At 50.8% G+C, this 13,197-nt stretch carries 11 protein-coding genes; 4 read left to right on the top strand and 7 right to left on the bottom strand.

The window, feature by feature from the left end; translation table 11 throughout:
• Window positions 1–6 precede the first annotated feature (6 nt).
• Together JK213_RS08620 and JK213_RS08615 are read right to left on the bottom strand one after the other, a co-directional pair.
• Complete coding sequence (locus tag JK213_RS08620; RefSeq protein ID WP_228125466.1) at window positions 7–525, bottom strand: DUF3576 domain-containing protein; 519 nt, start codon at window positions 523–525, stop codon at window positions 7–9.
• Between the two features lie 132 nt (window positions 526–657).
• Window positions 658–2,766 (bottom strand): hypothetical protein, encoded by a 2,109-nt coding sequence (locus tag JK213_RS08615; RefSeq protein WP_228125465.1) that lies wholly within the window; start codon window positions 2,764–2,766, stop codon window positions 658–660.
• An 895-nt stretch (window positions 2,767–3,661) separates the two neighbouring features.
• Between JK213_RS08615 and acs the strand changes: the two genes are divergently transcribed.
• The gene (gene acs / locus JK213_RS08610; protein ID WP_194262284.1) at window positions 3,662–5,569 is read left to right on the top strand and encodes an acetate--CoA ligase; all 1,908 of its coding nucleotides are present in this window, start codon (window positions 3,662–3,664) and stop codon (window positions 5,567–5,569) included.
• A gap of 21 nt (window positions 5,570–5,590) precedes the next feature.
• Here the strand turns inward: acs and JK213_RS08605 are convergent, their stop codons facing one another.
• Window positions 5,591–5,902 (bottom strand): hypothetical protein, encoded by a 312-nt coding sequence (locus tag JK213_RS08605; RefSeq protein WP_194262407.1) that lies wholly within the window; start codon window positions 5,900–5,902, stop codon window positions 5,591–5,593.
• 162 nt (window positions 5,903–6,064) lie between these two features.
• Between JK213_RS08605 and JK213_RS08600 the strand changes: the two genes are divergently transcribed.
• From JK213_RS08600 to JK213_RS08590, 3 genes are read left to right on the top strand one after another with little or no spacing between them, the layout of a single operon-like run.
• The gene (locus JK213_RS08600) at window positions 6,065–7,045 is read left to right on the top strand and encodes an AEC family transporter (protein WP_194262283.1); all 981 of its coding nucleotides are present in this window, start codon (window positions 6,065–6,067) and stop codon (window positions 7,043–7,045) included.
• Window positions 7,042–7,515 (top strand): low molecular weight protein-tyrosine-phosphatase, encoded by a 474-nt coding sequence (locus JK213_RS08595; protein WP_194262282.1) that lies wholly within the window; start codon window positions 7,042–7,044, stop codon window positions 7,513–7,515. Before JK213_RS08600 ends, JK213_RS08595 begins: the two co-directional genes overlap by 4 nt.
• A gap of 30 nt (window positions 7,516–7,545) precedes the next feature.
• Complete coding sequence (locus tag JK213_RS08590) at window positions 7,546–8,478, top strand: 2-hydroxyacid dehydrogenase (RefSeq protein WP_194262281.1); 933 nt, start codon at window positions 7,546–7,548, stop codon at window positions 8,476–8,478.
• A 2-nt stretch (window positions 8,479–8,480) separates the two neighbouring features.
• On the opposite strand, the gene JK213_RS08585 is transcribed toward JK213_RS08590, so the two are convergent.
• The 4 genes from JK213_RS08585 to JK213_RS08570 form a co-directional block, all read right to left on the bottom strand.
• Window positions 8,481–9,239 (bottom strand): NAD kinase, encoded by a 759-nt coding sequence (locus JK213_RS08585; RefSeq protein ID WP_194262406.1) that lies wholly within the window; start codon window positions 9,237–9,239, stop codon window positions 8,481–8,483.
• A 1,053-nt stretch (window positions 9,240–10,292) separates the two neighbouring features.
• Window positions 10,293–12,386, bottom strand: a complete 2,094-nt coding sequence (flhA, locus tag JK213_RS08580; RefSeq protein ID WP_228125484.1) for a flagellar biosynthesis protein FlhA — start codon at window positions 12,384–12,386, stop codon at window positions 10,293–10,295.
• Between the two features lie 81 nt (window positions 12,387–12,467).
• Window positions 12,468–12,791: a flagellar motor switch protein FliN gene (gene fliN, locus JK213_RS08575; RefSeq protein ID WP_194262279.1), complete on the bottom strand. Its 324-nt coding sequence runs from the start codon at window positions 12,789–12,791 to the stop codon at window positions 12,468–12,470.
• A partial coding sequence (locus tag JK213_RS08570; RefSeq protein WP_211571359.1) for a hypothetical protein occupies window positions 12,775–13,197 on the bottom strand: 423 nt, incomplete at its 5' end. The genes fliN and JK213_RS08570, both read right to left, overlap by 17 nt.

The raw sequence follows: 13,197 nt of genomic DNA, 5'->3' as shown, positions 1-13,197 counted from the left end.
TCTGGCTCAGTTGTCCCGCTCGCCATTTTCAGCGCGCAGCTGACGCGCACGCGTCAGAATACGGGTGGTAATATCGGAGGTTGTCGTTGCAGAAACAGGGGTATCTTCCCACTGCCCATCCTGAAGAACCTGCCGGAAGACGGAAACCCGCAGAGCATCCGAACGCAGGCGGCGGTCCAGAACATAAGCCGCAATTTTGAAGCGCTCATTCTGAGTGGCGGAAGGCTGGTACCAGTCCGTCAGAATGACGCCACCCACGGCATCGGCGGACGCCAGCGGCATGAACGACAGCGTATCAATCGCGCCGCGCCACAGATAGGCATTGACCCCGCCACGAAGCTCGTCGGCACCGCCTTCAGCGCCACGGTCCACGCCCAGAAGATGGTTGCGCGGAGCAGTCAGGGTACTGGGATCACGTCCACCACCGCATGCGGAAAGCGCGGTAAGAGCCAGACATCCAAGGGCGAAGCGGGCCGCTGGTCGGGGGAAGGATCGAAGAACGGTCAACTGGATGCGAGACATCATGGGTGGTCCTGCGGGCCGCGCCAGGGCCGGTCACAAGCAAGGATACAGACTGGCGAGGCCTGTAGCCGGCAACTTCTTGAGTGTTCATATCGCGCCGACGTCGCAAGGCCAAGCGCCTGAAGGAAGATGTTGCTATTCTGCGGCCATACCTGTCTGCCCCAGCACCTCAGTCAGCCTCGCCTGCTGTGCAGGTTTTGCAAATGCAAAGCGGCTGACAACTCTGGAAATCGTCAGGTCAGGCACCAGACGCAGAAGATGACGACAGACCTGATGGACCTCTTCCGCTGCCCCCCCTACCTGAAGCAACGCAACAAGGTAGTACACCAGAGCGCTCGGATAGGATGGATACAGGCCAGACATCAGTCGCCCCATGGAGATGACGTCCTGATACTCTTCGCCCAATAACAGGATCATCATGAAAACAGGGCGCAAAAGTTCAAGGAACTGAGAACGGCATCCGTTTTCCAAAAGAATCTTCACGCTACGGGTGGCGGATTTTGTTTCTCCCCGCAAAAGATTCATAACGACGCCAGCCATCAGAGCATCTGGAGAGTCCTGGTGATTGCTGTCATTGCGAACAATGCTCCCGATTGCATCCTGAACAATCGATACAGCCATACCGTGCTTGGCAGGATCATACATGAGATATGCGGCCAACAGGACTTCGACCGCATGTAAATCAGGCATCAGCAAAATAGCTGCACGCACACTTCGCAGCCCACGAGCAAAGATGGAATCAGCTTCCGGACCCCATTCGTTCTGAAAACGGATATAGCAATACATCGCGTCAATAAGAGCGATCGTCCCATCATCCTTTTCACAATCTACAGCACGCTCCAGGAGAGAATCGATCCTGTCGAAGAGCGAAAAATCGTGCCTTAAAAGCAGTGTGAAAGCTCTTAGGGCCATTCCTAATGGAGACAGTTCGTTGTCCGGGCGCCCCGCAATACGTCGGGCTTCCGCAACGAAAATACTCCACTGCATGGCCTGCGCGGGGGCCATGATGCTGTTTTGGGCCTTTTCGGGCGCAGATGACGGAAAGTCATAATGCGTTCCCCAGATGATGACACCACCCCGTCGCACATCTAGCACACGAAGAATGAGGCGGCTGTCAGCACCATCTGCCCCGGCCCGCAGATTGCCGGAGATGATATAGTCTGCACCGAGCGCCTGGTACGCCATCGCGGCATTGATGGAATCAGAAGGAGGAGTATCGGGAGGGGAAATAATATCGAAGGTTCCCATGCTTACAAACATGAGTTCCAGTTGGTCCCGAAAAGTCTGTCCATGCCGCACAAGGCTCTCATCGGCACAGGAGGGAGCCAGAAAAACCAGCGAGATCTTACGCAATTCTGCTTCGGGGAAATGGGAGGAAGCGTAATGCGGCGGCAATGTCAGCATCGGGTCTGACCGCTGCATGGCAACAGAAAAAAGCGCATCCGAACCGGACGGGAGCAGCGTCGGCTGGGACGATATCTTCAGGTGTTCACTACTGGAGTTTTCAGCCCCGATACCATTGAGCAGCGTCTGTGTTGCGGGAGCAAAATTATGCCCCTCGACACTTCCAAAAATACAGATCATCTGCTCGGCAAGTGCCGCTGCCCGTGCCTGATCCCCACGATGAAGAGCCGTCTGTACTCTCGCGCGCCAGGCAACTTCGTTGAGGCTATCGAACCTCAGAAGGCGTTCGGCTATTTCTTCAACCTGATCCGGATCCGTCAATTCTCGGACAGCACTTTCATAAAGCTGCCGAAGATGAGTCGTAAGGCGCTCCCTTTGCTGGCCGATCCACTCATCAAGCGCGGGATCCACACCTACCAGTTCGCCGAGCAGAGGTTCGCTTGGCAGGGCTACACTGTCGATCGTTCGAAGACTGGCTGTTAGAAGCCTTTCAGCGTCCACAGACGTCAACGCAGGCTTGAGGGCAAGAGAATGCCTCTGAACGTCGATGACCTCCACACCCAGCGGACTTAACGCGTCGAGAAGACGATGTATTTCCTGCCGGAGAGAAGCACGGGCCATGTCTTCAGGGCGCTGGCTCCACAGAAGTTCCGCCAGCCGGGATCGCAGGACAGGTTTTCGGTCAGCAAGAGCAAGAATGGCCAAGAGCGCCCGCGTCTTGCCCCCCACAGGAAGAACACTCCCTCCCGTAAGAGTTTTCGCCTCCATCTGCCCGATCAGTTTCAGACGCAGGAGGGTTGGGTCAGCTTCGCGGACATGACGGGCTGAACTGTCCATCATCTTCATTATCCCCACGGTCAGCGCCCCATTGCCGAAAGCACAGAACCATCAAACCGCTTCAATATATCGTCGCAAGCAACGCAGATCATGGCCATTCTCAACTCTGTCAAACCCGCAAAACCCCCACTCAAGAGATATATATGTAGGATGCCAGAGGCGAATACGCTCTATCCTACTCAGGATTTGGTGCTACCCGAAAAACAGCCCTCCTCCCCCTTGGCAGGAAAGAAGTGCACTGCAAGTGCCGTAGCAGAAGCACCGCCTCCAAGAATACCCGCAAAAGGTTTAAATAGCCTAAACAAACCCTGCCACTTTCTCCTTACCTGCGCATCGCGGATGTGACAGTTCGGATTCTCCGGCTTCTCCTGATGCAGAGCATCCGTGATTTCTCTCTCCTTAGAATATGATACAGGCATGGTTGCAGAGACAGCATAACCGCGATATCAGCGAGATGGTTTGTCCGCGTAGCTCAGCAGGATAGAGCACAGGATTCCTAAGGTTTGAATTGGGCGCCATGAGGGGAAACCGCATGGTGGATTTGCTCAAATTCGGGGAACGCTCTGATCGTCTTGATCGTGCCAATCCCGAGCCAAGCGTTCCGGTGCGCTGGAACGAAGGTGTAGAGACTGTACGGGCAACACCTTGACTGTGTTTTTCGCAGTTGTGGTGAAGAGACAGTCCAGACCACGAACATGCTTCGCAGCATGGCGGTGAAAACCGAAGTGGTAAGAATCCTGGGGCCGGAGGTTCGAATCCTCTCGCGGACACCACCAATCCCTTGCGGAGCTTTTCTGCAAGAAGACAGAAATTCTCTCTGTTTCAGAACCTGCAAGCCAAATATATAACAGCAGTCTGCTCTGTGGCGTCTGCTTTTTGTGCGTAAGGTTTCAGGTTTATGCCCTCCTCTCCTCACTCTCATTCATTCCGCCTGACACCGACGGATTATAACGCTCTGGTGGAACGGGCGACTGCCGGGCCTGAGCTTTACTGGATGCGCGAAAGCGAAAGACTGTCTTGGAACACCGTGCCGACGCACGCCCAGAGCGAACAGCAGGGCTGGTTTCCCGGTGGAACGCTCAATGCAAGCGTCAATTGCCTGGACCGCCACCTCGAAACCCGCGGCGATCAGAAAGCCCTGATCTGGCAGGCTGAGGACGCCGGGCGCGTCCTGACCTTTACGTATAAAACCCTTCATGAACATGTCTGCCGGATAGCGAACGTCCTGCGGCAGCAGGGCATTCAGGCGGGGGATCGGGTTGCCATTCACCTGCCTTCCGTTCCCGAAGGCCTGATCGCCATGCTCGCCTGTGCACGGATCGGCGCGATCCATGTGGTTCTTTTCGGCGGGTTTTCTCCAGAGGCGATCGCGGACAGACTGGCTGACAGCGGGGCGGTTCTGGTGATCACGGCCAATGTTGGGCGGCGGGGCCCTAAAAGAATTCCGTTCAAGGCCACACTGGATGCGGCGCTTGACCTCCGGCCGGACACCCTTGCCGTCAACACTGTTCTGGTCGTGGGCGTGACGGACGACGAGATAGGTATGAAGCCTGAGCGCGACAGATGGCTTGCACCCCTTCTGGACAAGGCCGCCTCAGATTGCGCGCCTCAGAGCATGCCCGCCTCGGCTCCGCTTTTCCTGCTTTACACGTCGGGCAGTACCGGCAAACCCAAAGGTATCGTTCATGGAACGGGTGGATATCTGGTCTGGGCGTCCTACACCCATGAACTGGTGTTTGATCATCAGGACGGAGACATCTTCTGGTGCACGGCCGATATTGGCTGGATCACGGGGCACACTTACGGAGTTTATGGCCCTCTTCTGAACGGCGGTACGGTTCTGCTATTCGAGGGAATGCCGTCCTATCCGGGGCCGGGGCGCTGGTGGAATGTGATCCAGGATCACAAGGTGACGACCTTCTACACGTCTCCAACCGCCATTCGTGCGCTCATGCGGGAAGGCGATGAGGTCGTGCAGCGTTATGACCTGTCTTCTCTGCGCGTTCTGGGAACTGTGGGGGAGCCCATAAGTCAGGAAGCCTGGTCCTGGTTCAACGATCATGTCGGGGGCGGGCGCTGCGCTTTCGTTGACACCTGGTGGCAGACGGAAAGCGGCGGCATCATGATTTCTCCCGTACCGGGGGCCGTTCGTGAAAAGCCTGCCTCAGCAACGCTCCCCCTCCCCGGCGTGCATCCGGTTCTTCTGAACGAACAGGGCGTCCCTCGCGAAGGAGCCACAGAAGGCGTACTTTGCCTCAAGGGATCGTGGCCCGGCCGCGCGCTCTCCATCTGGAACGATGACGGTCTTTTCGAGCGCACCTATCTTCAGCCCTATGCCGGATATTATTTCACGGGTGACGGCGCGCGTCGTGATGAAGATGGATATTACTGGATTACCGGGCGGGTGGATGACGTCATCAATGTCTCGGGACACCGGATCGGCTCTGCTGAAATCGAAGATGCACTGGCGACTGAAGTGACCATCGCGGAGAGTGCAGCAATCGGGATCCCGCATGATCTCAAAGGACAGGGAATTGTCGTTTACGTCGTCCCGCGCGACAACGCTCCCGACGATCTTCATGTCCGGGCTGCAAAAGCGATTACTTCGAAAGTGGGTCGCTATGCGGCGCCCGAGCGCATCCATGTCGTGCCGGATCTGCCCAAGACCCGTTCCGGAAAAAGCGTTCGCCGTCTGCTGCGCAAGATTGCCTGTGGCGAGACTGAAGGATTTGGCGATCTGTCCACCCTCGCCGATCCCGAAATCGTGGAGACGCTGATCCGCATCATCCAGACGCCAGCGGACTGACTGGTCCGCAATTGGCGGCGTTCAGATATCGGTCGTCGCGCTCGATGTCTGAACCGGGATGAGCGCATCGCTCAGAACGCCGAAGACGACATGTACGAAATAGACGGAAAACGCAGCGACCAGCAGAACGGCAAACAGTTTTCCGAAAACTCTGAACGCCCCGAGAATCAGCCCACCCAGCAGCAGAAACAGCAGAACAGTCTGGATCTGTCCCTGTATTCCTAGGCTGCTCAGCACGGAACGGGCCATGACCTCGATGATCGCCACGCCGGCCACCACAACGCCCAGCAGGCCCAGGATCAGACCCCACAACGTATCGAGTATGGATTGCATCACGTAAGCTGGCACCGATAGAAAGAGGACAAGATCACTCCACAAAGCCATTCTCCGTGGCTTTGGTCAACTGTCATCTGCTGTGGGGATAGACGAATGTGAGGGTGACCGTTACGAAAGGTGATCTTTTCCTGACCGGATTTCTGTTTTTATGGGTCATTTATGACGAATTCGCCTGCCCTGCTGCTGACGATCGTTCAGTCCATTCTCCCGATTCTCGTGACATTGGGCTTTGGCTATTTCGCGGCATACAGAAAAGATTTTGACGCCCAGCAGGCAGGTGTTCTCACACGTCTGGTCATGCTGTATGCGCTCCCTCTGGAGTTGCTGGTTTCCATCCTGAGTACGCCGCGCGGTCAGGTTCTGGCTGCAGGGCCAGTCGCGGCGCTCATCCTGCTGGCCATGATTGGTGGCTATGGGTTGATCTTTGCCATCCTGCGCGGCCTGCTCAAACGCCGCCTTGGAGAAGCAGCACTGATCGCGATGACCATCACCGGTCCGTCCGTTCCCTTCATTGGTATTCCTGTTCTGGGCCAGATTTTTGGGCCCGCGAGTTCCGTGCCGATTTCGATCGCATCTTTGGCGATGAATCTGGTGCAGCTCCCGATCACATTGATCCTGATGGGGCATGATCGTGGCACAAATCACCGCGTCGGAAATAACAACCAGTCGCGTAGTGACGTCCGCGAATTGTTTGGACATCTAATCCATTCCTGCCGCGAACCTGTGGTCTGGGTGCCCATGATGGCGCTTGTTCTGGTCAGCGCAGGTGCGTTCCTGCCGCAGTTCCTCAAAGGCTCTCTCCAGCTTCTTGGACGGGCGACAGGCGGTGCGGCGCTCTTTGCCTCAGGTGTGGTTCTTTTTACCCGCCAAGTGAAGTTCAGTCCTCTTGTCGGTGTCATTGTCAGTGTCCGGAACGTTGTCATTCCCGGTATCATCTATGCCTTGGCCCGCGCATGGCATCTGCCCTTACCTGCGCTTCAGGAGAGTGTCCTGACGATGGCCATTCCCAGCGCATCCATCAATGTTATCCTCGCCATGCGATATCATGTTCTGGAACGTGAAATTGCATCCGTTCTGTTCTTCGGAACGTTATCCTCCATCTTCACCATGGCATTTTTCATTTGGCTAACAGGCGCATGAGTAGTTTCCTTTTTGTCTGCACAGGCAATATCTGTCGATCTCCTCTGGCCGAACTGGCCATGCGCCGGGAAGCGCGCGAACGAGGGCTGGAACTGGATATTGATTCTGCCGCCACCGGACGGTGGAATCTGGGCGAAGCACCGGATCCGCGCGCATGCGTCATCGCGTCCCGACAAGGTCTGGACGCTTCAACACTCCGCTCACGCCTTGTCACGGTAGATGATTTCAGCCGCTTTGATCATATCATCGCTCTGGATCGCTCCCATCTGACAGCCCTTAAGAAAATGCAGCCCCGCGCTTCAAAATCGCACCTTTCGCTCATGCTGGATCATATTCCGACCCGCATGGGACAGGACGTTATTGATCCCTATTATGGACCTGACGAAGGCTTCGTCAGAACATGGGAAGACGTTGAGGCTGCCTGTGCCGCGCTCGCAAACGCAACTCTCGGACGACGCACCAAAGAGTGACGCCCCCATAAATCAGTAATGGAGAACTTCATGTCATCCAAGCCCGGCATTCTGACGATTGATCCCATTCTTCCATTTATGAGAGAGCGGCTGGAGCAATCTTTTGAACTCCATCCCTACACCACACCCGAAGATCTACAGCGCTTCGCTCCGCGCATCCGCGGCATCACGACTGGAGGCGCCTCCGGAGTTCCAGCCGAAATCATGAACGCGCTGCCCAATCTGGAGGTCATTTCGGTGAATGGCGTAGGCACCGATCGCATTGACCTGCAGGAAGCAAAACGCCGGAATATCCGCGTTGCGACGACCCAGAATACCCTGACAGAAGATGTGGCCGATATGGCCGTCGTCCTGATGATGACCGTAATGCGGGATGTCGTGAATAATGACCGCTTCGTCCGGGCGGGAAGCTGGCCTCATTCTCCCCTCCCGCTAAGCCGCAGCCTGACAAAAAAACGGGTCGGGATTGCAGGGTTCGGTCACATAGGACAGGCCATTGCCAAGCGTATCTCAGCCTTTGACATGGAGGTTGCCTATTTCAACTCTCATGCAAAGCCTGACACGCCCTACCGCTTCGAGCCTGACCTGAAAAGCTTGGCAGAATGGTGCGATGTCCTGATACTCGCAGTGTCCGGAGGAGCACGCTCCGCAAACATGATCAATAACGATATCCTGACGGCGCTGGGAAAAGACGGTTTCCTGATCAATATTGCCCGAGGTACAGTCGTGGACGAAAACGTCCTTCTGGAGGCCTTGAAAGAAAAGCGCATTGCTGGCGCAGGATTGGACGTTTTTCAGAATGAACCTGACATAAACCCGGCTTTTTTTGCGCTCACGAATACCGTTCTGCAAGCTCATCAGGCATCGGCAACAATCGAAACCAGAACAGCCATGGGCAATCTGGTTGTGAATAATGTAATTGCCTATTTCACCGACGGAACACTCCTCACTCCCGTCGTATAAGCTTATGCCACGAACTGTTCGGCGATAATCCGCTCCGAAAGGCCATGATCCGGATCGAACAGGATCGTGGCTCTGCGGGTGCGGTCTTCACGAACCACAACTTCTGCCACATCACGAATTTCCGTAAAATCCGCCACGGCTGCTGTCGCTCTCTTCTCCGTATCCAGAAGCGTCAGCTTCACCACAGCACTGGAGGGCAAAAGTGCCCCTCTCCAGCGACGAGGACGAAAAGCGGAGATTGGCGTTAAAGGAAGAATATTGGAGCTCAAAGGAACAATAGGTCCATGAGCTGAAAGATTATAAGCTGTAGACCCCGCCGGAGTGGAAACAATAATTCCATCGCAAATCAGTTCTTCAAGACGCACCCGACCGTCAATTTCAATTTTTATACGCGATGTTTGTCTCGTTTGCCTGAAAAGAAAAACGTCATTGAACGCCAATGCGCTCCTGACGATCCCCGTGGAAGTCGTCGCCGTCATATGCAATGGATGAAGAACCGAGGGCTGGGCATTTGCTAAACGACGCAAAAGATCCACCTCATTAGCGGCATTCATCAAAAAACCAACCGTGCCGTAGTTCATACCGTAAATGGCAGTGCGGCTGTCCAGAACCTTGTGAAGCGCTTCAAGCATAAATCCATCCCCCCCCAGACAAACGACAAAATCTGCGTTCTGAAGCGGGGCATTCCCATACTTCTGTGAAAGGCGCTCTAAAGCTAGCTGGGCAGAATCACTAGGAGACGCAACAAAATGAATTTTCATAATTGACGTCATATCAATCCAAATGCCGCAAAAAAACACTTTCGTATTAATAAGCAGTTTAACAGATTCCCGCTTTCTAGCAGAGGAAGAGATATGATGACCGCACACTTCCTTGAGAAAAACATTCAACGCTCAGGCTAAGGCCGCATTGATTTTAGAAAACTGATTTAGGCTCGGTGAAAAGACTGAAGACAAACGGCCTGTAATGGCTAGGGGAGAACCAGAAGGGCCATCTACGGCCCTTTCCCTCAAGCGTCGCGACAGACCGCACGTTGATGATTAGTAAGTGTTACGCGGGATCATCTTTGTTAATCCGAACGGCCACTCTGGTGTGTGATGTTCGCCGGAGATACGTTCAACCTAAGACGCCTAACAATCGCTAGAAGCGGTAGATGATACAAATATCCTTCTGCGGATGATAGGAGGTCGTCTGACTGCCGTCCCAGGTTTTGAATCAGTCAAAGACCGATGATGATTGACGCAACCAATCTGAAAGCGCACTGCACGATTTCAAGCCTGTGGGTAAAGAGAAGGGTGAGGCCGCCTGATTGGGAACACAAAAGACAGCATGAACAGCAACTTTCACACCATTACCGATGCAAAAGGCCGTCCTTTGATCTTATTCATGACCTCAGGCCAGATTAGTGATTATATCGAAGCCACTGTTCGGCTGAATGATTCGCTGCACGCCCAATGGCTATAAGCTATAAGCTATAAGCTATAAGCTATAAGCTATAAGCTATAAGCTATAAGCTATAAGCTATAAGCTATAACGTCGACTGGTTCAGGGACCCTTGCAAGGAAAAAGGAGGGCGAGATCAAGTCTGCATTCCGGACCGAAAATCCCATAACAGAGCCGTCAAATAAGACAAGCGCGACTAAAAACGGCTCGACCGTATAGAGATCATGTTCAGACACATCAAGGACTTGGCACCGCGTTGCGTCCAGCTACAACAAGCTCTCAACAGACTTTTTCGCAACTATTGCACTTCCTACCACCATTATCCTCCAATTCCAATCAGTAAAATCTCGAATTTAATAGAGTAAAAAATATTACGATATCAATCCAATATTGATTATTTTAATTCTTGGAAAAATCTCGTCTTGAGATAACACACTTATAGAAGGTTGAACGCGCTCTACTATTCTTCTTAGCGGAAGACGAAGATTACGAGAAGTCAATATAACTGGAATAACTCCTTCCCTAGAAGAAGATTCTATAGAATACTTTAAAGCTGAAACAAATTTTTGCATTTGAGAAGGAGAAAAATTAATTTGCTTTTCTTCAGTCGAATTAGACAAACTTTCATAAGCAGAAAGCTCCCATTCGGGACTAAGAGTCAAAATTGGGATACACCCCTGAGCATTAATCATCGAAGAACTAATTTGACGAGCCAGTCTAATGCGAACATGTGCAACCAATGAGGTAACCGTTTTGAAACCTAAACTATATCCCTCCTGGACCGCCTCCAAAATCCCTGTTAAATCTCTGATAGAAACTTTCTCATCAAGAAGGGACTGTAGTATTCTTTGTAAAATTCCTACAGAAACCTGCGACGGAATCAAATCTACAACCAACTTCTGCTGGTCTCTAGGCATACCATCCAATAATTTCTGTGTTTCTGCGTATGACAAAAGCTCGGCCATATTTTCTTTAACTAACTCAGTTAAATGAGTAATAATAACACTAGCCGGATCTACAACGGTATATCCACGTACTATGGCATTTTCACGCAAATTCTGATCTATCCATAATGCTGGGAGACCAAAGGCAGGTTCTCTAGTTTTTTCGCCCTCAATATTAGGCTCCCCCCCCTGAGGATTCATGGCCAGAAGCTTGTTAAGCCTAACTTCCCCTCGTCCCACTTCAATTTCTTTGATACAAATTGAATAACAATCAGGCGGCAAAATTAAGTTATCTTGAATACGAACCGGCGGCAGTACAAACCCCATATCACTAGCAATTGTTCTGCGTAGCACTTTAATTTTTTCAGTCAGACGAGCAGCATCTCCATTTGCTACGGCCAACAAGTTAAATCCTAATTCTAGTCTCAACAAGTCAACCTTAAGACTATCCGAAATCGGCGCATCAGTGGGAATATTATTTTCAGGGACCGCGATTGAATCACCTTCATCATCTTTATTAGAAATTGGTGCATAATGCCTGAAACAAGCTGCCGCAGCAGATAAAACAGCTAGAAAAAAAAACGGGAAAGTTGGCAGTCCGGGCATCATACCTAAAACCAAAGAACAACCGGCCGCTAAAGCAAGTGGCTTAGGATTTCCTCCCAGTTGCCTCACTAACGCAACATCTGCCCCTCCTTCAGTTCCTCCTTTTGTAACAACAATACCCGAAGCTGTAGAGACTAAAAGGGCTGGTATCTGAGAGACAAGCCCATCACCTATCGTTAGTGTTGTAAACGCTGTCGCCGCATCTGAGATCGACATCCCATGACGAACAATACCTATTGTTAACCCGCCAATGATATTAATTGCTGTTATTATTAAGCTAGCGATCGCATCTCCACGTACGAACTTTGCTGCTCCATCCATTGCACCATAAAATCCACTTTCTTCTTCAAGTTCTTTTCGTTTTTTTCTAGCAATAACATCGTTAATTGTCCCAGAAGATAATTCTGCGTCAATAGCCATTTGTTTGCCGGGCATTGAATCCAAAGAAAACCTAGCCGCAACTTCAGCAATTCTTCCAGATCCTTTAGTAATAACCATAAAATTAACAACTAAAAGTATGGAAAATAATATAGCCCCGATAACTACATCGCCCCCCATAAGAAAGCCACCGAACGCTGCAACAACATGACCTGCAGCATAAGCCCCCAGATAACCGTGACTCAATATTAAACGCGTTGTTGCGACTTCCAAAGAAAGGCGCAGCAATGTTGTTAGCAATAATAAAGTTGGAAAAGATGTAAAATCTAAAGGCCTATTCAGAAACAAGGCTACCATCAAAATTAATATAGATAACGTAACGGAGAGAGATAGTCCGATATCCAGAATGAATGTAGGAAGTGGCAAGACAAGTATTGAAAGCAATGCCGCCACTAAGAGCGCAAGCCCCACATCAGATCCAGGGGAAAACCTCTTGATCGATGAACCATTCGAAGAAAAATTAAATGACTTCAGCATTCCTTCCATGGCAGAAGAAAAACTATTATAAATACCATTCATTTCTCTTCTTAGTCTCCCAACAATACAATAATATAAATACTATTTTTCAGACTTTACGATTTCAGTCATTGTAACTCCCAGGCGCGTTTCATCGACCATGACAACCTCTCCTCTTGCTATCAAACGATTATTAACCAGTATATCTATGGGATCGCCAATTTTGCGATCCAACTCAACAACAGCCCCACGTCCTAGCCTGAGTAGCTTATTTATAGGCATTGCAGCTCTACCCAAGACTACACTAACGGCAACCGGAACGTCGTAAATCGCTTCTAAATCATTAGGGAATTTAACCTCAAAACTATCGGAAGATAAAAAATCTTCTTTCTCGAGATCGAAATCGTCTTTATCTTTCTCTAGCATTTTCTTCCTTTCGCTCCTTATTAAAACATAATATCTCAGAAATTATTTTTTCTATATATTTACTGGAATTCCGAGATAATGATCCCGTATCCCAAACAATACTGAATTCCCCATTTTTCATTGCCTCGTCAATGTTAAGGTTTATTGTTTCTTTGAAAGATTCTGGTACCAATTCTTCTATTTTAAAGAAAAATTGTTTAGAACAGCTTAAATTTACATAAGAATTTTTATTTATAAATGGGTATATTTTTTGGAAAATTATTTCAGAATCTTTTTCTCCATATTTTTCATATAAGTTAGGAAATAAATTTGCAATACAAGATATTATCACGAATGATATTTCTTTAGAAATTTGTTTTTTTTGTTCTAAAATTTCTTTTTCCATAGAATGGAAAACGTTCAATAA

The sequence above is a fragment of the Gluconobacter sp. Dm-44 genome (assembly GCF_018256175.1).
Lineage (GTDB): Bacteria > Pseudomonadota > Alphaproteobacteria > Acetobacterales > Acetobacteraceae > Gluconobacter > Gluconobacter cadivus.
This window is presented reverse-complemented; position numbering and strand designations above follow the sequence as displayed.

Bases quoted from the DNA above. Each gene is read 5' to 3' on its own strand.
- flhA (WP_228125484.1), bottom strand. From the start codon at position 12,386: ATGCTGAAGTCATTTAATTTTTCTTCGAATGGTTCATCGATCAAGAGG.
- JK213_RS08620 (WP_228125466.1), bottom strand. From the start codon at position 525: ATGATGTCTCGCATCCAGTTGACCGTTCTTCGATCCTTCCCCCGACCA.
- JK213_RS08595 (WP_194262282.1), top strand. From the start codon at position 7,042: ATGAGTAGTTTCCTTTTTGTCTGCACAGGCAATATCTGTCGATCTCCT.
- fliN (WP_194262279.1), bottom strand. From the start codon at position 12,791: ATGCTAGAGAAAGATAAAGACGATTTCGATCTCGAGAAAGAAGATTTT.
- JK213_RS08615 (WP_228125465.1), bottom strand. From the start codon at position 2,766: ATGATGGACAGTTCAGCCCGTCATGTCCGCGAAGCTGACCCAACCCTC.
- JK213_RS08605 (WP_194262407.1), bottom strand. From the start codon at position 5,902: ATGCAATCCATACTCGATACGTTGTGGGGTCTGATCCTGGGCCTGCTG.
- JK213_RS08585 (WP_194262406.1), bottom strand. From the start codon at position 9,239: ATGAAAATTCATTTTGTTGCGTCTCCTAGTGATTCTGCCCAGCTAGCT.
- JK213_RS08600 (WP_194262283.1), top strand. From the start codon at position 6,065: ATGACGAATTCGCCTGCCCTGCTGCTGACGATCGTTCAGTCCATTCTC.
- JK213_RS08590 (WP_194262281.1), top strand. From the start codon at position 7,546: ATGTCATCCAAGCCCGGCATTCTGACGATTGATCCCATTCTTCCATTT.
- acs (WP_194262284.1), top strand. From the start codon at position 3,662: ATGCCCTCCTCTCCTCACTCTCATTCATTCCGCCTGACACCGACGGAT.